The organism is Streptomyces sp. NPDC052016 (assembly GCF_044548445.1).
GTDB lineage: Bacteria > Actinomycetota > Actinomycetes > Streptomycetales > Streptomycetaceae > Streptomyces.
Window position 1 is genome coordinate 213,113 of sequence record NZ_JBIUBX010000012.1, and the last position, 20,962, is coordinate 234,074.

The following is a 20,962-nucleotide window of genomic DNA, read 5'->3' on the forward strand; positions in this document are numbered from 1 at the left end:
CCTCCGGCTTTCCTACTTGAGCGCGCCAGCCGTCAGCCCCTGCACCACCTGCCGCTGGAAGACGATGTACGCCGCCAGGACCGGCAGCATGGCCATCACCAGACCGGCGAAGAGACCCGACCAGTCGCCCTTGTAACCCTGGCTGACGGCGAGCTGGACCAGGCCCTGGGTGAGGACGCGCTGGTCGGGGTCGGTGTTGAGCACCGTGGGGAGCATGTACTGGTTCCACTGGCCCAGGAAGTTGAAGATGCCGACGCTGATCAGTCCGGGCTTGGCCATCGGCAGCATGATCTGGAAGAACGTCCGGCTGTGCGAGGCGCCGTCGACGAAGGCCGCCTCCGCCACCGAGGTGGGCAGCGTGCGGAAGAACGCCGTCAGGAAGAACACCGTGAACGGCAGCGAGTACGCGATGTAGACCAGGATCAGGCCGTGGATGGTGTTGAGCAGCCCCATGTTGTTCACGACGTAGAACAGCGGGACCAGCGCCAGCATGATCGGGAAGCTCATGCCGCCGATGAAGAGGTAGTAGACGAAGCGGTTGCCCGGGAAGTCGAACCGGGCGAGGACGTACGCCGCCATCGAGCCCAGCACCAGCGTGCCGACGAGCGAACCGCCCACCACCAGCACGGTGTTGAGGAAGTAGTCGCTCATGTTGGCCTCGGTCCAGGCCCGCGACCAGTTGTCGAAGTGAAGGGTGTCGGGCAGGGACCACGGCGAGCCGAAGATGGAGCTGTCGTCCTTGAAGGAGGTCATCACCGCCCACACCAGCGGCAGCACCACCATGACCGCCCAGAGGACGAGGATGCCGTGCGAGAAGACGTCGAGGATCTTCCCCTCCGGCCTCCGCGTGTGCGGCCCGCCGGCCGCCGGCCCGTCGGCCTTCGTGACGTGGACACCGGAGTCGGCCGGCCCGGGCGCGGGCTGCTCCGCGGTCTTCTCGATGCTCATGATCAGTACTCCAGCCGCTCGCGCCGCCCCAGCCGCATCACGACCGCGGCGAAGGCCAGCGTCACGACGAGCAGGGCGACGCCGATGGTGGTGGCGTAGGCGGCCTGACCGTCACGGAACGCCTTCTGGTACACGTACAGGACCATGACGGTGGTCGAGTAGTCGGGACCGCCGGGACCGGTCGTCATGATCTGGACGACCGCGAACGACTCCGCGCCGAGCGCGAGGATGCCCATGTAGACCCAGCCGGACTGCACGGTGTCCCACAGCAGCGGCAGGGTGATGCGGAAGAAGGTCGTGACCCGGTTCGCGCCGTCGAGCAGCGCGGCCTCGTACAGGTCCGCCGGGATCGACGCCATGCCGGCCGAGAACAGCACCACGAAGAAACCGACCGTCGACCACACCAGCACCGCCATCACGCACCACAGCGCGAGGTTCGGGTCGCCGAGCCACAGGGGTTGAACACCGTCCAGGCCGACTCCCCGCAGGAGCGAGTTGATCGCGCCGCTGTCCGGGTTGTAGGCGAAGGCGAACAGCAGCGCGACGATCGCGATCGACAACACCTGCGGAAAGAAATACACGATCTTGTAGAAGGAGGAGCCCCGGACGCCGGACATCACCGGGCCGCCCTTTCTCCTCCGTCCGCCGATATTGATCATGAAGGCGAAGAACAGCGCCAACCCGATCGTCACCAGCGGCAGCACGACCGCGAACATCAAGCTGTGCTGCAAGGACTTCCAGAAGATGTCGTCGTCCAGCATCCTCCGGTAATTGTCCAGGCCGACCATCTTGAATTCGGGGCTGAGACCGGTCCAGTCCGTGAACGAGTAGTAGATGGACTGGACGAACGGCCAGACCACGAAGAGCGCGTACAGTCCCAGGGGCAGCGCCAGGAACCCCGCGACGAACCGGTACTTGCCGTGCTGCATCGCCACTCCGGTGCCGTGATATTGCCGGTTACTGGTGCTTGTAGTGCTTGATCGTCGTGTCCTTCGCCGCCTCGTCGGCGAAGCCCTGGATTTTCTTGACGGCCTCGGCCGGGGTGAGGCGGCCGGCCATCATCTCGCCGAGACCGGACACCCCGATCTTCTCCTTCTGCAACTGCACGTACCAGTCCTGCAGTCGTGGGTTCACCACGTTCTCGCCGGCCTTCTCCAGCGCGGCGACACCCGACTTCAGGCCGGGGGTGAGGGTGATGCCGTCGGTGCCGCCGTCGTAGGCGGTCAGCGACTTCACCTTGGCGGTGAAGTTCCTCGACGAGGCCTCGCTGAGCATGATGCGCAACTGCTCCATGCCGCCCGCCGCGTTCTTCGCCTTGGCCGGCACGATGAACGGCTCGCCGCCGGAGGCCCAGATGGTGCCGAAGGGCATCTTGTCCGAGCCGTCCATGCCGGTGGGCGCCGAGACGGCCAGGTCGAAGTCGGCCGGGATGACGTTCGCCGACTCGTTCTCCACCCAGGAGCCGTTGGGGAGGAACAGGGCCTTGCCCTTGGCCCACGCGGTCTGCGACTGGATGTGGTCCAGGCCCGGGGTGCCCCTGAGGACGTAGCCCTTCCTGTAGAGCTCGTAGTAGGCCTCGAAACACGTCTTGACCGCCGGGTGCTCCCAGGCCTTCGGCTCCAGGTTGTCGATGGCGTCGAGGACTTCACGGCCGCCGACCTTGCCGATCATCGGGTACAGCGAGAAGGGGAGGTAGTAGGGGTACTTCCCGGCGTACGTCCAGCCCGCGATGCCCTTCTTCTTGGCCTTCTCGCAGACCGCGAGCATCTCGTCCCAGGTCTCGGGGTACGTGGCGTCGAGCGAGTCGAGGAGCTTCTGCGAGTACCAGACGCCGTACACGGTGTAGGCGTAGTACAGGATCCAGACGGGGTCGCCGTCGAACTGGCCCATCTCGACGATGCCGGGGCGCAGTGTGTCGCGGACCTTCTTGGCCGGGTCGTCGTAGGAGGGCGCGTCGAGCAGCGGAGTGAGGTCGGAGAGCTGCTTCTTGCCGACCAGCACGCCCATGTCCATCTGTTCGGCGCCGGAGTTGTCGATGAGGTCGGGCGGGGTGCCCTGGTTGAAGCGGGGCTGGAGCGTGGACTGGATCTTCTGGGTGGCCGAGAACTTCACCGTGGCCTCGGGGAAGTTCTTCTCGTAGATCTTCACCGCGTCCTCGGCGTACTCCTTGCCGAAACCGCCGTCGAACAGGACGAATTCCATCTGGGTGGTGTCGTTGACGCCCAGCGGGTTCTTCGCCGTTTTCTTACCCGCCTTCGCCTTCTCGTCGTCACCGCCGCCCCCGCTGCTGGCACAGGCGGACAGGAAACCCGTCGTGGGGACCGAGATCAGGCCGAGCGCGGCGGACCGTTTGATCAGATCGCGGCGGCCGACACCCGCGGAGCCATTGTTCTCCGAAGCCGATGCGGAAGTGGATCCCATGCTCAAGTCCTCGCCTTCTCCAGGACTCAGGCGGTGAACCGGAGCCTTGCCGGCACCGCGGTCAGGTCAAGCAGGGTCGTGCGGATCGCGAATCGCCGACAGGTATAGTCCACTTCTGGCCAGCGGAGCAAGATCGAATACAAGGTTGGTCACGGGTCTTTTCCGAGTTGAGACCTGGCGGACATGCGAACGGACCGCAGATTCCTCGCCGGAAATGCGCACGACATGAATCTCCCGCGACACGATCGACATCCTCGGTAGTCACCTACCGCCGACCCCCGGGTGTTTTCCGCACGACCGGGTGATCCCAGGTTCGGGACCGGCCGGCGCACCTCGACGGGAGAGGCCGTGAAGACGCACGCACGGGCACGGCCGGCTCCTCGCCGACGGCGAAGTCGGCCTGGGGCAGGCCGAGTTGTCATGATCGTGTAACTGACAGCGATCTCGTGGTGACCCGGGCGTCACCCGTGTTCCAGAATGGCCGAGGCCGCCGACACACCGGGCGGCCCGTCATCGCAGGGGGGAGAACGAGGATGGGCATCGTCAGACGGTTCACGGGTCTGCTCGCGGGTGCGGCGCTGGGGGCGGGGGCCCTGGTCGCCACGGCGGCGCCGGCGCAGGCGTACAGCCCGAACCCGACGTTCAGCTCGTACTACTACGACACCGACAACTGCCCGTGCAGCGGCGGCAACCTCACGGACCCGTTCGACGACACGTACTTCGCGAACGACGCGGGCGGGTACGCCGTGAAGATGGAGATGGTCGCCTCCGGCGCCTTCGTCGGCAAGGTGGAGTTCCACCCGAACGACGAGAAGCTGTGGGTGTACGACACCGCCAACGACGGTGACACCTACTACGTCAAGGTCGGCTACTCCTCCGGCGGCACCTACCACAACCTGGGCACCTTCACCCCGCCGGGCACCAGCGCGGTGCTGGACTACTCGGTCCAGGACTTCGACCTCCCCGAGGGCGCGTCCGTCGACATCTCCGTCTACGACGACGCGGGCCTCACCGACCTGATCGGTTCCGCGCGCGGAACCGGCGCGGCGATCGCCTAGCCGCCGAAGGGGCCGTGCCGCCTGTGCAGGCCCGCCCCGCCCGAGGGGACCGACCCCGCCCGGCAGCCACCGGACGCCTTCCGGCCGCTGGGCGTCCGGCGGACGCCGATCCGGGGCTCGGGGCCCCTCGTGGAGACCGTGCACGGTGAAGTGGCGCCCGCACGCGCACAGTTCGGCGGAGAGGTCGTACGAGGCGACAGCACGGTCGCCCCGTACGGCCTCGTCCTGCGTCCGGACGACGTTCGGTGACCTCGGGGACGAGGGTTCGCCCACCAGCGGGCGCGCGGCGATCGGCACCGACGGCCCGCGGGGAGGCGGTGCAGGTGGGGCGCCGACCGGACCGGCTGCGGGACGTGGTCGTCAGCGGCCGGGCGCGGTCGGGCCGCGCGCTCTCACCGCGCCCCGACGACGGCCCCCGCACGGAGTTCCAGACGGCTCCCCGCGAACCGCTCCCGCATCCGCCGGTCATGGGTCACCAGGACCACCGCGCCCGGGTAGTCGGCCAAGGCCGCCTCCAGGTCCTCCACCAAGGCCGGGGAGAGGTGGTTGGTGGGCTCGTCCAGCAGAAGCAGGTCCACCGGCTCGCTCACCAGCCGGGCGAGTTCGATGCGGCGCCGCTGGCCGTACGACAACTCCCCCACCCGGCGGCGCAGGTCGTCCGGGACGAACAGGCCGAAGGACAACAGCCGGTCGGCGTGTTCGTCCCGGTCGCCGGGACGGCCCTGCGCGTAGGCGGCCAGGAGCGTGAGGTGCGCCGGCCAGGGCGTCTCCTCCTGGCGGAGGTGTCCCACGCGGCCGGGAACGCTCACCGTGCCGCCGTCCGGGCGCAGTTCGCCGGACAGGACCCGCAACAGGGTGCTCTTCCCGGCCCCGTTGGGACCGGTGACCAGCAGGCGTTCGGACGGTGCGATCCGCAGGTGCGGCAGCCGCAGCCGGCCGGCCACCTCGACCGCGTCGAGGGCCGCCGCCGGAGCCTCTCCCGGTGCGCCGACGTTGGCCAGGCGGGCCGTGAAGGTCAGCCGCTCCGGCGGCGGGGTCACCGGCTGGGCGGTGAGCCGCTCGACCCGTTCCTTGGCATTGCGGATACGGCTCATCGCGCCGTGCGCACGACCCCGCATGCGGAAGGCGCCGTGGCCGAAACAGGCCTTCGTCATCTTGCGCGGGATGCCCTCCAGGCGGACCACGTTGGACTCGGCCAGCCGGCGGCTGCGGGCGAGCTCGGCGCGCCACTCGTCGTACTGCTGCTGCCGTCGCCGGTGTTCGGCGGCCTTGGCGGCGAGGTAGCCGGCGTAGCCGTTGCCGTGGCGGGAGACACGGCTGGCGTCGACCTCCAGGACCGTGGTGGTGAGGCGTTCCAGGAACACCCGGTCGTGGGTGACGGCGACGACGGTGCCCGGGTGGGCGCGCAGATGTTCCTCCAGCCAGTGGACGGCCCGGTCGTCGAGGTCGTTGGTCGGTTCGTCGAGCAGCAGCAGCTCCGGCCGGGAGGCGAGGGTCGCGGCCAGGGCGAGCCGGGAGCGCTCGCCGCCGGAGAGCGTGCCCAGCCGTCGGTCGCGGGCCAGTCCGGGCAGCCCGAGTCCGTGCAGCGCGGTCTCGACGCGCGAGTCGGCGGCGTAGCCCTCGCGGGCCTCGTACCGCTCGGTCAGCCGCGCGTAGGCGGCCAGCGTGTCGTGCGGTACGGCGTCCGCGGGCCCGTCGGCGAGCGCGGCCTCGGTGCGCCGCAACTCCGTCTCGAGCGCCCGCAGTTCGGCGAGCGCCAGGTCGACGGCGTCCTGGACGGTGGCCGTCGGAGGAAGGCCGAGGGTCTGGGGGAGGTGGCCGGTGCCGCCGGGCGCGGTCACGATCACCTCGCCCGAGTCGGGCCGCTCCGCACCGGCCAGCAGGCGCAGCAGGGTGGACTTCCCGGCCCCGTTGTCGCCGACGACGCCGGCCTTCTCGCCGGGCGCGAGGCTGAGGGACACCTGGTCCAGCACGGTGCGGTCGTCGTAGCGCTTGGTGACGCCGTGCAGGGAGAGCTGGGAGGAGGCGGTGGGACGTGAGGAGTGGGAGGTTGTCGGCGCACGCATGGGTCAGCCCCTGTTCTCGGCCATGCCGATGGAACGGATTCGATGAGGAATCGACGCCACGACTGCGAAGCGGTGCTCCACGTGTTCGGTGCTCTACGTGTGCGATGCTCCACGCGGTCCGCGGTGCTCTGGCGGTCCGCGGTGCTCTACGCGGTCGTGGGCGGGGCTGTCACAGAGTTCCCATGCGAGCGAACGTACGTGACCGGCCTGCCGCGGGGCAACGGTTTTTCGGCCGATCACGTGCGCCCGGCGCAGCCACGGCGGGCGGGGTTCACCGCCCGCCGTGGCGCGGCCGTGTCCGTCGGATCAGGTGACGCCGCGGGTCCCGGTGGCCCGGCTCGGTGTCGGGCCGGTCCGCAGACCACGGCCCGGGCCGGGGCGGGAGGTCACCCGACCCGGCAGGGCAGACTCGTGGCCGTGTCACCTCCCGGCCCCGTGACGACGTATCCGAAGGTCGTGCTCTGGCCCGGACTGAGCGAGCCGTTCCAGCCGGCGTTGTGGACCATCACCGCCTGTCCGGTGTAGGTGGCGTTGCCGCTCCACAGGCTGTCGACCTTCTGACCGGCGGGGAGGGTCCAGTCGACCATCCAGCCGAGCATGGGGACGTCGCCGGAGTTGGTGACGGTCACCTCGGACTGGTAGCCGCCGCTCCAGCTGCCGGTCGTCCTGCGGGTCGCCGTGCAGCTGCCGGGGACGGGCTCGGTCGGGTTGCCCGGCTCGTGGATGCCCGTCACCTCGCCGTTGCCGCCGTCGAAGACGACGTCGGAGCAGGAGTAGAAGGTCTCCTGGCTGTCGGAGCGCTGCCAGACCATGTAGATGATGTGGCGCCCGGACTTGTCGTCGGGGAGCTTGCCGGTCCAGGAGTAGTCGGCCTCGACCGTGCCGGGGCTGCCGTTGAGCGGCGGGTGGTCGACGCTGAGGAAGGGCTGGTCCTCCATGTCGTCCCAGGTGAGGGTCCGGGTGGGGTCGAAGCCGTCCTTGGTGACGTAGACGTAGAACCAACCCGGGTGCGCGGCCCAGGCGTTGTAGGAGAAGTCGACCGTCGCACCCGAGGTGAGGTGGGTGAGCGGCCAGTCGCCGCGTGGGGCGTCGAAGCCGGTGAAGTTGGTGTTGCCACCGCTGCACAGCTGCCCGTCGGGCACGAAGCCGCGGGTGCGGCCGGCGCCGTCGGAGCGCAGCACCGAGAACCAGTTGTAGAACGGCGTGGTGCCGCTGACCTGCTGGGCGTTCTTGCAGGCCGGGTTGACCGGCTTGATCTCACCGGTGTCGGTCAGACCGTCCTGCCAGCACAGGAAGGTGCGGCTGCCGGGCTTCATGGGGGTGCCGTGGGCCTCGGCCTCGCCGCCGGTCGTGACGATCAGACCGAGGGCGGGGACGGCGGCGAGGAGGGAGACGAGGACGAGGAGGAGGGCTCGGGTGCGTAATCCCGTTCTCGCCCGCCTGCTTGGCGTGATCATGACAGTTCGCATGACGGAGTCCGTCCTTCCGTGTACGGACTGTGCGGGTAGGGGGTTCGGTGGTGCGGAGTGGAGCGTGCGGTGCGATGACGTGCCGGTGGTGCGGGGGGACGTGCGGTGATGCAGGGTGGGGTGCCCGCGACGCGACCGTGGAGTGGGGGGCGTGAAGCGGGAGCGGTCCCGGGCGGGTTCCGGTCCGCCGGGGTGGGAGCGCTCCCACCCCACCTGTGGCGGAAGGTAGCGCCGCACGGCCGACTTGTAAACGGGTGCGTACGGACCTTCTGCCGACGACCTCCTGGCCTGCCCGCCGGTACCGGCGGGCAGGTCGGCGGGCGGTGTGTCCCTCCCCTGCGCCGACGCCCCTACACCGACGCACGCGATCCCCACGTCAGCGCGTCCGCCCCGCTCTCCCCCACCGCCGGCAGGTCCACCCTGAACTCCGTGCGCCCCGGCTCGCTGTCGACGTCGATCCGCCCACCATGGGCCGCGGTGATCGCGGCGGCGATGGCGAGGCCGAGGCCGGAACCGGTGCCCGAGGTGTGGCGGGCGCGGGAGGTGTCGGCCGGGTGATGACCCGGGAGAACCGGCCGCGGACCCGCCGGGCAGGGCGAAGGGACCCACGGCGGACCCCACCGGGCAGGAGGCAGGGACCCGGGCGGGGTACGGCGGAACCCGTCGGCAGAGTCAGGGACCCGGGCCGGGTACGGCGGAGGGCCGCACCCCCGTCGCCGGGGATGCGGCCCTCAGCCGCCCTACGGGTGCTGTGCTCGACCGCTTACTTGCGGATCAGGTTGCGCAGCACGTACTGCATGATGCCGCCGTTGCGGTAGTAGTCGGCCTCACCGGGGGTGTCGATGCGGACGACCGCGTCGAACTCGACACCGGTGTCGGTGCTGACCTTGACCGTGCGCGGCGTGCGGCCCTCGTTCAGCTCGGTGACGCCCGCGATGGAGAAGGTCTCCTCGCCGGTCAGACCGAGGGACTGGGCCGAGGCGCCCTCCGGGAACTGGAGCGGGAGCACGCCCATGCCGATGAGGTTGGAGCGGTGGATGCGCTCGTACGACTCGGCGATGACGGCCTTGACGCCCAGGAGCGCGGTGCCCTTGGCCGCCCAGTCGCGGGACGAGCCGGAGCCGTACTCCTTGCCCGCGAGCACGACGAGCGGGATGCCCTGCTCGATGTAGTTGCGGGAGGCGTCGTAGATGAAGGAGACCGGGCCGCCGTCCTGCGTGAAGTCGCGGGTGTAGCCGCCCTCGGTGCCCGGCGCGATCTGGTTGCGCAGGCGGATGTTGGCGAACGTACCGCGGATCATGACCTCGTGGTTTCCTCGGCGCGAGCCGTAGGAGTTGAAGTCACGACGCTCCACACCGTGCTCGGTGAGGTACTTGCCGGCCGGGGTGTCGGCCTTGATGGCGCCGGCCGGGGAGATGTGGTCGGTGGTGACCGAGTCGCCCAGCTTGGCGAGGACGCGGGCGCCCGCGATGTCGGTGACCGGGGTGGTCTCCATCGTCATGCCCTCGAAGTACGGGGGCTTGCGGACGTACGTCGACTGCGGGTCCCACTCGAAGGTGTTGCCGGTCGGGATCGACAGCGCCTGCCACTGGGCGTCGCCCGCGAAGACGTCGGAGTAGGACTTGCTGAACATGTCCTCGCCGATGGCGTTCGCCACGACGTCGTTGACCTCGGCCTCGGAAGGCCAGATGTCCTTCAGGTAGACCGGGTTGCCGTCCTGGTCGGTGCCCAGGGCGTCCTTGGTGATGTCCACCTTCATGGAGCCGGCGAGGGCGTACGCGACGACCAGCGGCGGGGACGCCAGGTAGTTCATCTTGACGTCGGGGTTGATACGGCCCTCGAAGTTCCGGTTGCCGGAGAGGACCGAGGTGACCGCGAGGTCGTGGTCGTTGACGGCCTTGGAGACCTCCTCCGGCAGCGGGCCGGAGTTGCCGATGCAGGTGGTGCAGCCGTAGCCGACGAGGTTGAAGCCGACCTTGTCGAGGTACGGGGTCAGGCCCGCCTTGTCGAAGTAGTCGGTGACGACCTTGGAGCCCGGGGCGAGGGTGGTCTTGACCCACGGCTTGCGGGTCAGGCCCTTCTCGACAGCCTTCTTGGCCACCAGCGCGGCGGCGACCATGACGTACGGGTTGGAGGTGTTGGTGCAGGAGGTGATGGCGGCGACCGTCACGGCACCGTGGTCGATCTCGTACGTGGAGCCGTCGGGGGCGGTCACGGTGACCGGGTTGGACGGGACGGCGGCACCGGTGCCCTCGGCGTGCTGCGGGGCGCCCGCGCCGTTCTCCTGGTGGCCGTAGGCCGGGGCGTCGGAGGCCGGGAAGGACTCGTCGCTCGCCTCGTCCACCGGGGAGGCGGCGGTGCCGGCCTGCACGGTCGGGACCTCGACGTAGTTGAGGACGTCCTTGGCGAACTGCTGGGCGGCCTCGGCCAGGACGATGCGGTCCTGCGGGCGCTTCGGGCCGGCGATGGACGGGACGACCGTGGACAGGTCCAGCTCGAGCTTCTCGGAGAAGTCCGGCTCGGCCTTCGGGTCCAGCCAGAGGCCCTGCTCCTTGGCGTACGTCTCGACGAGCGCGAGCTGCTGCTCGGAGCGGCCGGTGAGCTTCAGGTAGTTGATGGTCTCGGCGTCGATCGGGAAGATCGCGGCGGTGGAGCCGAACTCCGGCGACATGTTGCCGATGGTGGCGCGGTTCGCGAGGGAGGTGGCGGCGACGCCCTCGCCGTAGAACTCGACGAACTTGCCGACCACGCCGTGCTTGCGCAGCATCTCGGTGATGGTGAGCACGAGGTCGGTGGCGGTGGTGCCGGGCTTGAGCTCACCGGTCAGCTTGAAGCCGACGACGCGCGGGATGAGCATGGAGACCGGCTGGCCGAGCATCGCGGCCTCGGCCTCGATGCCGCCGACGCCCCAGCCGAGGACGCCGAGGCCGTTGACCATGGTGGTGTGCGAGTCGGTGCCGACGAGGGTGTCGGGGTACGCCTGGCCGTTCCGGACCATGACCGTGCGCGCCAGGTGCTCGATGTTCACCTGGTGGACGATGCCGGTGCCCGGCGGGACGACCTTGAAGTCGTCGAAGGCCGTCTGGCCCCAGCGCAGGAACTGGTAACGCTCCTTGTTGCGGCCGTACTCCAGCTCGACGTTCTGGGCGAAGGCGTCGCGGGTGCCGAACTTGTCGGCGATGACGGAGTGGTCGATGACCATCTCGGCCGGGGAGAGCGGGTTGATCTTGTTCGGGTCGCCGCCGAGCTCCTTGACGGCCTCACGCATGGTGGCGAGGTCGACGACACAGGGAACACCGGTGAAGTCCTGCATGATCACGCGGGCCGGCGTGAACTGGATCTCCTGGGAAGGCTGGGCCTGCGAGTCCCAGTTGCCGAGGGCGCGGATGTGGTCGGCGGTGATGTTCGCGCCGTCCTCCGTGCGGAGCAGGTTCTCCAGCAGGACCTTGAGGCTGTACGGCAGCCGGGCCGAGCCCTCCACCTTGTCCAGCCGGAAGATCTCGTACGACTCGTCGCCCACCTGCAGCGTGCTGCGGGCGTCGAAGCTGTTCGCCGACACGACAGTCTCCTTCATTGATGTGCGCGTACCACCGCATCCTGCCGCCACGCGAGCTTGGCCGATCCGCTAAGGAGGCTAAGTTAGGTAACCCTTACTGGAGTGGTGGCTGCGGTGCGCCTCGGCAGATATCTCGATGTCGAGATAACTCTAGTACATGGGGGCTGGTTGGTCATGCCCGGGCTCCCTGGTCATTGGGTCACCGGGAAGCGGCGGCGGTCCCGGCGGCTGCCGGGCGCGCCGCTTCGGGGTGCGGGCCGCGGCACCCGTCAGGCGCGCCGTTGAGGGGCACGGCCGCGGCACCCGTCAGGAGTGCCGCTCAGGGGTACGACCGGCAGCCGTCGGGCGCGCGCCGCTTCTGGTATGCGGTCGCGGGGCCCGCCACTCCCGTCACCGCCGACCGGCAAGGAGTTCCGCGGTCCCCGACCGGGGCGCGACTCGAGGCCGCCACCGGCCAGGCCGAGGCGACCGTCAGACGCCGTCCGGAGCGGCTGCGACCGGCCGGCGTGCTGTATCCCGGGGTCGAGTACGACCACGAACCCCTCGGGCACGGCGTGGAGGCACTGCGCCGACTGACGGCCGACGCGCGTGCCCTCGCCGCGAAGGTCCGGGCGCTCACCGCCCGTTCGGGGGTACGTTTCGCCGCCGCCGGCACCGGTCGGGCCGAGCTCGTCCTGTAGACCCTGTGCCGGACCGCCGACAGCCACCACACCCTCGCCGACGAGAAGATCGGCGCCCTGGGCGACGCCCCCGGGGCGGAGACGGTGGTCACGCTGCGGCAGGTCGAGTCGCTGACATTCGATGGGCTTCGAGGTCGACGGTCACCCCGGGCGAGGGCACGCGAGCGGACGGGGCGGACTCAACTCCGGCACCTCGGATGGCGCATGCCGACGGCGCGGCACGTGGCCGTGCCACGCCCGGACGACAGGCCCGCCATGACTCCTGACGGCGTGTCGACTGCTGCGCCGCGTCGACTGCTCTGCCGTGTCGACTGCCGCACCACAGCCATGAGGCGGGCCGGCGGGGGTAGACGGGTGCGGAGGGACACTCCCGGAGCACCAGCCGATCGACGAAGGAGGCACGATGCCCCTCACATTCCGCAAGAGCTTCCGGATTTTGCCCGGCGTGCGCCTGAACATCAACCGGCGTTCCTGGTCCATCACGACCGGGGGCGGCCGGCATGGCCCGCGTCACACCCACAGCAGCACGGGACGTCGTACGACATCGATGGATTTGCCCGGACCTTTCGGGTGGCGTCGTACGCGGACGGCCAGGCGGCGTTGACGGGCCGTCACCCGAATGGCCCCCTCCGAGAGGTGCCATCTCATATCTGAGATAACCTCAACCCCATGGCAGACGATTACCTCGTACGCATCGGCAGGCTCATCCGTGACGCCCGGCAGCACCGGGGCTGGACGCAGGCACAGCTGGCCGAAGCGCTCGGAACCAGCCAGAGCGCCGTGAACCGCATCGAGCGCGGCAACCAGAACATCAGCCTTGAGATGATCGCTCGCATCGGGGAAGCCCTGGACAGTGAAATCGTCTCGCTCGGCTACGCCGGGCCCATGCACCTGCGGGTCGTGGGCAGGCGTCGGCTGTCCGGGGCCATCGACGTCAAGACGAGCAAGAACGCCTGCGTGGCCCTGCTGTGCGCCTCACTGCTCAACCAGGGGCGCACGGTGCTGCGCCGGGTCGCCCGGATCGAGGAGGTCTACCGCCTGCTCGAGGTGCTGAACTCGATCGGCGTACGGACCCGGTGGATCAACGGGGGCGTCGACCTCGAGATCGTGCCGCCGGCCGAACTGGACATGGCGGCCATCGACGCCGAGGCCGCCGTCCGCACCCGCTCGATCATCATGTTCTTCGGTCCGCTGCTGCACCTGATGGACCACTTCAAGTTGCCGTACGCGGGCGGCTGTGACCTCGGTACGCGGACCATCGAGCCGCACATGATCGCGCTGCGCCGGTTCGGGCTGGACATCGCCGCGACGGAGGGTCAGTACCACGCGCAGGTCGACCGGGCGGTCCGCCCCGACCGCCCGATCGTGCTGACCGAGCGCGGCGACACGGTCACCGAGAACGCGCTGCTGGCCGCCGCCCGGCACGACGGCGTCACGGTCATTCGCAACGCCTCCTCCAACTACATGGTCCAGGACCTGTGCTTCTTCCTGGAGGCGCTCGGCGTCGAGGTCGAGGGCATCGGCACCACCACCCTCACCGTGCACGGCATGCCGCACATCGACGTCGACGTCGACTACTCCCCGTCGGAGGACCCGGTCGAGGCGATGAGCCTGCTGGCCGCCGCCGTCGTCACGGAGTCGGAGCTGACGGTGCGTCGGGTGCCGATCGAGTTCCTGGAGATCGAGCTGGCCGTGCTGGAGGAGATGGGCCTCGACCACGACCGCACGCCCGAGTACTTCGCCGACAACGGCCGCACACGGCTGGTGGACCTCACCGTCCGGCCCTCCAAGCTGGAGGCGCCGATCGACAAGATCCACCCGATGCCGTTCCCCGGCCTGAACATCGACAACGTGCCCTTCTTCGCGGCCATCGCGGCCGTCGCGCAGGGCAAGACCCTGATCCACGACTGGGTCTACGACAACCGCGCGATCTACCTGACCGACCTCAACCGCCTCGGCGGCCGGCTCCAGCTCCTCGACCCGCACCGCGTGCTGGTCGAGGGCCCGACGCGCTGGCGGGCCGCCGAGATGATGTGCCCGCCGGCCCTGCGCCCGGCGGTCGTCGTCCTCCTGGCGATGATGGCGGCGGAGGGCACGTCCGTACTGCGCAACGTCTACGTCATCAACCGGGGATACGAGGACCTGGCCGAGCGGCTGAACTCGGTGGGGGCGCAGATCGAGATCTTCCGGGACATCTGAGGGCCCTCGGAGAAGGCGCCGTCACACCCCTGCCGACCCGCATGAACGCGATGCGCGAGGGGAGTGCGGCGCCTCTGGGACTTTTGGGGACCTTTTGGTCGGGACCGAGAGCTTCCGGTCGCTGGGCACTCGACATGATGCGTCATCGGGAAGGTGCGCAGTTTGACCCTTCCAAGAAACATGCGGGTCAGAGGCGGTTTCGAGGGCGAAATGCGGACGTCCCAGAGAGCCTCGTGCGTCATACGTGCGTCATCGCCACAGCTCGTGCGTGGGCAGGGGGCTGGTTCGACGACCGTGATCGTCGCTCCGGCGTCGCCGAACGACCGATCGCCGAGACGCCCGTGAGCGACCGGCCGGGGGCGGTCACCGGCTCGGCCCCTGAAGAACTTCGATGCCGTGTACCGGTCATCGGGCCAGGCGGGAAACTTCATCCACCGGAAGGACAACGACATCGCCGTGGTCGCTCCCGGCTCCAAGCAGGGCCAGGCCATCACGGCCTAATGAGGGGGGAATGACCACGGAACTGTTGTTCGACGACGACTGGCGCGCAACGGTGACAGACGAGCCGCTGCACATCACACCCCGCTTCACGGGCGGCTCCGTGGACGTCACGCGGTACGTGGACGTGCAGGAGCGTGAGCGGTTCCTCGCGCATACCTTCGGTAGCCAGGACCGGCTGTGGGACACGCCTGACGTCCTCCGGTTCGACCCGGACAGCCGGAAGCTGGTCGGGGCCGAACTCCAGATGCCGTACGTGTCCGCCGACCACCAGACCTCCACCCGCCTTCCCGTCCTGCCGGCGGTACGCCAGGGCGGGCTCCGCGCGGACGAGGTCCGGGACTTCCGGCATGAGACGTGCACGGTGCTGTGCCGCGCTCCCGGGGACGCCGTACTGATCTGCCTGCGCGACCTCGACGTCCTCGACGAGCCGCTGGAGGCGTGTATCGGCGTGACCCCCGACGTGGCGCTCCTCGTCCAGCACGGCACCGTCGTCGGCTGGAGCCTGACAGACCCGGTCCGGTACTTGACCACTGCCTTCGCCGCCCCTGATCCCGCCCCGCCCTCCCCCGCCACCCGTCGCCTGCTCACCGAATGCCTGGACCTGATCACCACGCCGGTGATCGACGACGTGGTGGACGGCGAACCAGCCGCCCTGGCCCGGCTCCGGGCGGCCGCCGAGGCCATGCGCAACCAGTGCGAGGACCGGCACCGGGCTGACGCGCTGCTCGCGCTGATCGCCACGTTGCTGGAGGACTACGGGAACCGGTGACGGTCGGCCGAGGAAGCTGAGGCGCACCTGTCGCTCCCGGGAAGCACGCACGCACTTCACCCCGTCCGACAACGGGCCGAGGCCACTCACCCTTATGGCCGGCAGAGGCGGGTGGCGTCGCCGGAACGTCGTCGGCCCCGGCCGGGGTCGACGACGTTCCGGGTGCGCTGTTCCCCCGTTCGGCGGCAGGCCGGACGCGGCGCGCCGCCGGGCCGGGCGTTCAGCCCTCGACCAGCGTGACCTCCCGCTGGTGCGTGGCGTGAAGGTGCGGCAGGGGCACGAAGCCGTGCGGCCGGAGCTCCATCACCGTGGCCTCGGCGCTGGCCTTGCCGGGCTCGACGATGCCCGGTTCGAGCCTGGCCGTGTTCGTCCAGGTGTGCACGGCTCCGTCGCACACCGCCCGGGTGCCGCCGATGCCGTACCGCACGTTCGCGTCCTTCTGGGCGACGGAGGAGCCGACGAAGGCGGAACCTTGGCTGTCGACGCAGCGGTAGGTGCCGGAGAGGGTGACGGTGCCGTCCTTGGCGACCTTTCCGGTCGCGTCGACGGTGACGGTCTCCGACGCGTCGGCGGCGGCGTTCCCGGTCGTGCCGGCGGTGGCGGGCGCGGCCGGCGCGGCCAGCAGGAGCAGGGCGGCACCGGCGGCCGCGGTCAGGGCGGAGCGCAGGAACATGGGAGGACCTCCTGTTGTGTGGGGTCTCCACTCGTACCGGGCGACCGCGCCCACATCCGTGAACGTCACCCCATTGGTGGCGAGTCCGCACCGGCCATCGGGGTACGGTCGCGGAGTTGTCCTGGTGCTGTCACGGTCCGCGCCGCCCCCTGGCGACGGCGTCCCGGCGGGCGCATGGTCGGTGCACGGGGCCCGCCGGAGGGCCGGCCCCACCGACGTGGAGGTGCGCCATGTGTAACCACCGGTCCCCCAGCGTTTCCGCCGGCACCGCGCATGTCGTCGCCGCCCACCCCGAGCAGGGGTGGAGCCTGCTGTGCGACGGCACGATCGTCTTCGACGACTCCGGCGAGCTGCTGCCCGACGGCCGGGTCGTGGCCCCGCACCGGGTGACCACCGAACGGCTGGCCGTCGCCGCCTGATCACTTCCCCGGACCGCGGTCAGTCCCCCAGGACGGCGAACCCGTCGAGCTCGACGAGGGCCCGCTCGTCCCACAGCCGTACGATCCCGACGACCGCCATCGCCGGGTAGTCCCGCCCCGCCGACGCACGCCACACCCGGCCGAGTTCCCCTGCACAGCCGCGGTAGGCCGCGACGTCCGTGACGTACACCGTGACGCGCGCCAGGTCCCGGGGCGTGCCGCCCGCCGCTCGCAGCGCGGCCAGCAGATTGCCGAGCGCCCGCTCGAACTGCTCGGGAAGCGTCTCCCCCACCACCTTCCCGTCGGCGTCGAGTGCGGTCTGCCCGGCCAGGAACACCACCCGGTCGCCGGTGGCGACGACCGCGTGCGAGAAGCCGGCCGGCGGAGACAGCCCGGGCGGGTTGACGCGTTCGACGCTCATCGTCCGGCCTCCGTTCCCGCGTACAACTCCTTGGCGATGATTGCGCGTTGGACCTCGCTGGCGCCTTCGTAGATCCGTGGGGCGCGCACCTCGCGGTAGAGGTGCTCCAGCAGGTGCCCGCGGCGCAGCGCCCGCGCGCCGTGCAGTTGGACGGCCGTGTCGACGACGTACTGGGCGGTCTCGGTGGCGAGCAGTTTGGCCATGGCGGACCGGCGCGGCGCGTCCGGGGCTCCGCTGTCGTACGCCGTCGCCGCCGCGTAGACCATGAGGCGGGCCGCCTCGGTGCGCAGGGCCATCTCGGCGACCTGGTGGGCGACCGACTGGAGGTCCCTCAGCTTGCCGCCGAAGGCGTCCCGGCGGGCGGTGTGGGCGAGGGTGGCGTCGAGGGCCGCCTGGGCCATGCCGACCGCGAAGGCGCCGACGCTGGGGCGGAAGAGGGTGAGGGTGGACAGGGCGACGCGGAAGCCGCGGTCGACTTCGCCGAGCACGTCGTCCGCGGTGACCGGGACGGCGTCGAAGTCGAGGGCCCCGACGGGGTGCGGGGACAGCAGGTCGAGGGCCGAGCCGGTCAGTCCGGGGCGGTCGGCGGGGAGCAGGAAGGCGGTGACGCCCCGGGCGCCGGCGTCCTCGGCGGTGCGGGCGAAGACGGTGTAGACGTCGGCTTCGGGGGCGTTGGAGATCCAGCACTTCTCGCCGGTGAGGCGCCAGCGGTGCGGCCCGTCCGGCTCGGCGGCCAGGGACAGGGCCGCCGCGTCTGAGCCGGCGCCGGGCTCGGTGAGCGCGAAGGCGGCCACCGCGCTGCCGTCGGCGACCCGGGGCAGCCAGCGGTCGCGCTGCGCGGGGCTTCCGTGGGCGTGGACCGGGTGCGCGCCCAGCCCCTGCAGGGCGAGCGCGGTCTCCGCCTCGGTGCAGGCGTACGCCAGTGACTCGCGCATCAGGCAGAGGTCGACGGCGCCGGAGGTGAACAGACGGGCGAGCAGGCCGAGCCGCCCGAGTTCGGCGACGAGCGGGCGGTTGACGCAGCCCGGCTCGCCCTTGTCGGCGAGCGGGCGCAGCCGCTCGGCGGCCAGTGTGCGTAGCTCGGCGCACCAGGCGGTCTGCTCGGGTTCGAGCGAGAATGCGGGCATCTGCGGCCCCCTCTCTCCGGTGGCCTTCCTCCGGCTCCCCCGGACCTCCCCCGACGGTATCGCGAACCGTTGACTGTCGTCACCAACGCGATACGCTCGGTGCGCGAGCCCACCACGACGCCCACCACGGCGCCCCGAAGGCGCCCACCCAGGCAAGGGGGCGACCCGCCATGAACGTCTCGGGCCACGTCGACACCTTCGCGCGCGACCACCTCCCGCCGCCCGGCCAGTGGCCCGAACTCCGCTTCGACCTGCCGGAGCTGCGCTACCCCGAACGGCTGAACTGCGCCGCCGAACTCCTCACCGGTCCCGCCGCCGACCGGCCCGTCTTCCACACCCCGACCGGCCCCGCCTGGACGTACGGCGAGCTGCGGGCCCGCGTCGACCGGCTGGCGCACCTGCTCACCGGCGATCTCGGGGTCGTCCCCGGCAACCGGGTGCTGCTGCGCGGGCCGACCACGCCGTGGCTGGCGGCCTGCTGGCTGGCGGTGCTGAAGGCGGGCGCGATCGCCGTCACCGTGCTGGCCCAGCAACGCCCGCACGAGCTGCGCACGATGTGCGAGATCGCCCGGGTGGAGCACGCCCTGTGCGACATCCGCGCCGTCGACGACCTCGCCAAGGCGGACATACCCGGCCTGCGCATCACGACCTACGGGGGTGACGCCCCGGACGACCTGCTGCGCCGGCCGGCTCCGGACACGCCGTACCGGGCCGTGGACACCGCCGCCGACGACGTGGCGCTGATCGCCTTCACCTCCGGCACCACCGGACGGCCCAAGGGGTGCCTGCACTTCCACCGGGACGTGCTCGCCGTGGCCGACACCTTCTCGAAGCACGTGCTCCGGCCGCACGGGGATGACGTCTTCGCGGGCAGTCCCCCGCTCGGCTTCACCTTCGGCCTGGGCGGACTGCTCGTCTTCCCGCTGCGGGCCGGCGCGAGCGCCCTGCTGCTGGAACAGGCCGGTCCGCGGCAGCTGTTGCCCGCGATCGCGGGGCACCGGGTGTCCGTGCTGTTCACCGCGCCGACCGCCTACCGGGCGATGCTCGACGACCTCGACGGACACGACCTGTCGTCGCTGCGCCGCTGCGTCTCCGCCGGCGAGAACCTGCCCGCGGCCACCTGGCGGGCCTGGCACGAGCGGACCGGGCTGCGGCTGATCAACGGCATCGGCGCCACCGAACTGCTGCACATCTTCGTCTCCGCCGCCGACGAGCGGATCCGGCCCGGCAGCACCGGCGTCCCCGTCCCCGGCTGGCAGGCGCGCGTGCAGGACGAGCGGGGCGAGCCCGTCCCCGACGGGCGGCCGGGGCTGCTCGCCGTGCGCGGCCCGGTCGGCTGCCGCTATCTCGCCGACCCGCGTCAACGCGAGTACGTGCGCGACGGCTGGAACATCACCGGCGACACCTACGTCCGCGAGTCCGACGGCTACTTCCGGTACGTGGCCCGCGCCGACGACATGATCGTCTCGGCCGGCTACAACATCGCGGGTCCCGAGGTCGAGGAGGCCCTGCTGCGCCATCCGGACGTCCTCGAGGCGGCGGTCGTCGGGCGCTCCGACGAGGCGCGCGGGCAGGTCGTCGTGGCGTTCGCCGTGCTGCGGGCCGGCGCGCGGCGGGACGCGGAGGCGCTGCGCGCGTTCGTCAAGGCCGAGTTGGCGCCGTACAAGTGCCCGCGCGAAATCGTCTTCCTGGACGCGCTGCCGCGTACCGCGACCGGGAAACTGCAGCGGTTCAGGCTGCGCGCCGGGGGTGCCGCCGGTGCGCGGACGAGCGCTGGGAGCGATGGCGACACCGATGGTGACCAGCAGTGATGCCGACGACCTAAGATGATCAACGTGTCCGACCAGCCCGCACCTCGGTCTCTCATCGTCACGCTCTACGGCGCGTACGGCCGCTTCGCTCCGGGCCCGGTGCCCGTCGCCGAGCTGATCCGGCTGCTCGCCGCGGTCGGCGTCGACGCGCCCTCCGTCCGTTCCTCGGTGTCCCGGCTGAAACGACGCGGGCTGCTCCTGCCCGCCCGCACGGCGCAGGGCGCCGCCGGCTACGAACTGTCCGACGAGGCACGTCAGTTGCTGGAGGACGGCGACCGGCGGATCTACGCCACCGCCCCACCCGGGGACGAGGGCTGGGTGCTGGCGGTGTTCTCCGTGCCGGAGTCGGAACGGCAGAAGCGGCACGTCCTGCGCTCCCGGCTGGCCGGACTGGGCTTCGGCACGGCCGCACCCGGCGTGTGGATCGCGCCCGCCCGGCTGTACGAGGAGACCCACAACACCCTGCGGCGGCTGCGGCTCGACCCGTACGTCGACCTGTTCCGCGGCGAGCACCTCGGCTTCACGCCGACCGTGGACGCCGTCGCCCGCTGGTGGGACCTGGCGGCCATCGCCGAGCAGCACGAGGCGTTCCTCGACCGCCACGCACGCGTGCTGCACGCCTGGGAGCAGCGCACGGACACCCCGCCGGAGGAGGCGTACCGCGACTACCTCCTCGCCCTGGACTCCTGGCGCCACCTGCCGTACGCCGACCCCGGCCTGCCCGCCCGGCTGCTCCCCGGGGACTGGCCGGGAGCGCGCTCGGCGGCCGTGTTCCGGGGGCTGCACGAGCGGCTGCGGGACGCGGGGGCGGAGTTCGCCGGCGTACCGCCGACCGCCTGACCCC

General features: G+C 70.8%; 17 protein-coding genes and 1 pseudogene. 8 read left to right on the plus strand and 10 right to left on the minus strand.

Annotated elements, in window-relative coordinates:
- Positions 1-12 precede the first annotated feature (12 nt).
- The 3 genes from ACIHAR_RS17395 to ngcE are packed head-to-tail and all read right to left on the minus strand — an operon-like array spanning position 13 to position 3,369.
- On the minus strand, positions 13-948 hold the full coding sequence (locus tag ACIHAR_RS17395) for a carbohydrate ABC transporter permease (RefSeq protein WP_400020155.1): 936 nt from the start codon (positions 946-948) through the stop codon (positions 13-15).
- Positions 949-950: 2 nt separating this feature from the next.
- Entirely contained in the window at positions 951-1,877 is a 927-nt protein-coding gene (locus tag ACIHAR_RS17400; protein ID WP_400020157.1) for a carbohydrate ABC transporter permease, read from the minus strand.
- A gap of 28 nt (positions 1,878-1,905) precedes the next feature.
- Positions 1,906-3,369, minus strand: coding sequence for an N-acetylglucosamine/diacetylchitobiose ABC transporter substrate-binding protein (gene ngcE / locus ACIHAR_RS17405; protein ID WP_365463129.1), 1,464 nt, complete (start codon positions 3,367-3,369; stop codon positions 1,906-1,908).
- 533 nt (positions 3,370-3,902) lie between these two features.
- On the opposite strand from ngcE, the gene ACIHAR_RS17410 reads away from it, so the two are divergent.
- The gene (locus ACIHAR_RS17410; RefSeq protein ID WP_400020160.1) at positions 3,903-4,427 is read left to right on the plus strand and encodes a hypothetical protein; all 525 of its coding nucleotides are present in this window, start codon (positions 3,903-3,905) and stop codon (positions 4,425-4,427) included.
- A 392-nt stretch (positions 4,428-4,819) separates the two neighbouring features.
- On the opposite strand, the gene ACIHAR_RS17415 is transcribed toward ACIHAR_RS17410, so the two are convergent.
- The 4 genes and pseudogenes from ACIHAR_RS17415 to ACIHAR_RS17430 form a co-directional block, all read right to left on the minus strand.
- Positions 4,820-6,493, minus strand: coding sequence for a TlrC/CarA/OleB/SrmB family ABC-F type ribosomal protection protein (locus ACIHAR_RS17415; RefSeq protein ID WP_400020162.1), 1,674 nt, complete (start codon positions 6,491-6,493; stop codon positions 4,820-4,822).
- A gap of 386 nt (positions 6,494-6,879) precedes the next feature.
- Positions 6,880-7,962 carry a lytic polysaccharide monooxygenase gene (locus ACIHAR_RS17420; RefSeq protein WP_365463120.1) on the minus strand — a complete coding sequence of 361 codons (1,083 nt, stop codon included), beginning with the start codon at positions 7,960-7,962 and terminating at the stop codon, positions 6,880-6,882.
- A 350-nt stretch (positions 7,963-8,312) separates the two neighbouring features.
- Positions 8,313-8,513: pseudogene (locus tag ACIHAR_RS17425) on the minus strand (ATP-binding protein); the annotation flags it as partial.
- Between the two features lie 212 nt (positions 8,514-8,725).
- Positions 8,726-11,521, minus strand: coding sequence for an aconitate hydratase (locus ACIHAR_RS17430; RefSeq protein WP_400020164.1), 2,796 nt, complete (start codon positions 11,519-11,521; stop codon positions 8,726-8,728).
- 278 nt (positions 11,522-11,799) lie between these two features.
- On the opposite strand from ACIHAR_RS17430, the gene ACIHAR_RS17435 reads away from it, so the two are divergent.
- The 4 genes from ACIHAR_RS17435 to ACIHAR_RS17450 all read left to right on the plus strand — a co-directional run bounded on the left by ACIHAR_RS17435 (position 11,800) and on the right by ACIHAR_RS17450 (position 15,667).
- Positions 11,800-12,198 carry a hypothetical protein gene (locus tag ACIHAR_RS17435; RefSeq protein WP_400020166.1) on the plus strand — a complete coding sequence of 133 codons (399 nt, stop codon included), beginning with the start codon at positions 11,800-11,802 and terminating at the stop codon, positions 12,196-12,198.
- Between the two features lie 403 nt (positions 12,199-12,601).
- The gene (locus ACIHAR_RS17440; RefSeq protein WP_365463111.1) at positions 12,602-12,802 is read left to right on the plus strand and encodes a DUF4236 domain-containing protein; all 201 of its coding nucleotides are present in this window, start codon (positions 12,602-12,604) and stop codon (positions 12,800-12,802) included.
- Between the two features lie 65 nt (positions 12,803-12,867).
- Complete coding sequence (locus tag ACIHAR_RS17445) at positions 12,868-14,397, plus strand: UDP-N-acetylglucosamine 1-carboxyvinyltransferase (RefSeq protein WP_365463108.1); 1,530 nt, start codon at positions 12,868-12,870, stop codon at positions 14,395-14,397.
- A 511-nt stretch (positions 14,398-14,908) separates the two neighbouring features.
- Positions 14,909-15,667 (plus strand): hypothetical protein, encoded by a 759-nt coding sequence (locus ACIHAR_RS17450; protein ID WP_400020169.1) that lies wholly within the window; start codon positions 14,909-14,911, stop codon positions 15,665-15,667.
- A gap of 220 nt (positions 15,668-15,887) precedes the next feature.
- Here the strand turns inward: ACIHAR_RS17450 and ACIHAR_RS17455 are convergent, their stop codons facing one another.
- A complete protein-coding gene (locus ACIHAR_RS17455) occupies positions 15,888-16,340 on the minus strand; it encodes a DUF6299 family protein (protein WP_400020170.1) in 453 nt (150 codons plus the stop codon).
- Between the two features lie 230 nt (positions 16,341-16,570).
- Here ACIHAR_RS17455 and ACIHAR_RS17460 point away from each other — a divergent pair, with 230 nt between their 5' ends.
- The gene (locus ACIHAR_RS17460) at positions 16,571-16,759 is read left to right on the plus strand and encodes a DUF5999 family protein (RefSeq protein ID WP_365463100.1); all 189 of its coding nucleotides are present in this window, start codon (positions 16,571-16,573) and stop codon (positions 16,757-16,759) included.
- A gap of 19 nt (positions 16,760-16,778) precedes the next feature.
- On the opposite strand, the gene ACIHAR_RS17465 is transcribed toward ACIHAR_RS17460, so the two are convergent.
- Together ACIHAR_RS17465 and ACIHAR_RS17470 are read right to left on the minus strand one after the other, a co-directional pair.
- The gene (locus ACIHAR_RS17465; RefSeq protein WP_400020172.1) at positions 16,779-17,180 is read right to left on the minus strand and encodes a RidA family protein; all 402 of its coding nucleotides are present in this window, start codon (positions 17,178-17,180) and stop codon (positions 16,779-16,781) included.
- Positions 17,177-18,307, minus strand: coding sequence for an acyl-CoA dehydrogenase family protein (locus ACIHAR_RS17470; protein ID WP_400020175.1), 1,131 nt, complete (start codon positions 18,305-18,307; stop codon positions 17,177-17,179). The genes ACIHAR_RS17465 and ACIHAR_RS17470 overlap by 4 nt, the downstream gene beginning before the upstream one ends.
- Before the next feature lie 170 nt (positions 18,308-18,477).
- On the opposite strand from ACIHAR_RS17470, the gene ACIHAR_RS17475 reads away from it, so the two are divergent.
- Positions 18,478-20,118 (plus strand): AMP-binding protein, encoded by a 1,641-nt coding sequence (locus tag ACIHAR_RS17475; RefSeq protein ID WP_365463092.1) that lies wholly within the window; start codon positions 18,478-18,480, stop codon positions 20,116-20,118.
- A gap of 15 nt (positions 20,119-20,133) precedes the next feature.
- Positions 20,134-20,958: a PaaX family transcriptional regulator C-terminal domain-containing protein gene (locus ACIHAR_RS17480; RefSeq protein ID WP_400020177.1), complete on the plus strand. Its 825-nt coding sequence runs from the start codon at positions 20,134-20,136 to the stop codon at positions 20,956-20,958.
- Positions 20,959-20,962: the final 4 nt, after the last annotated feature.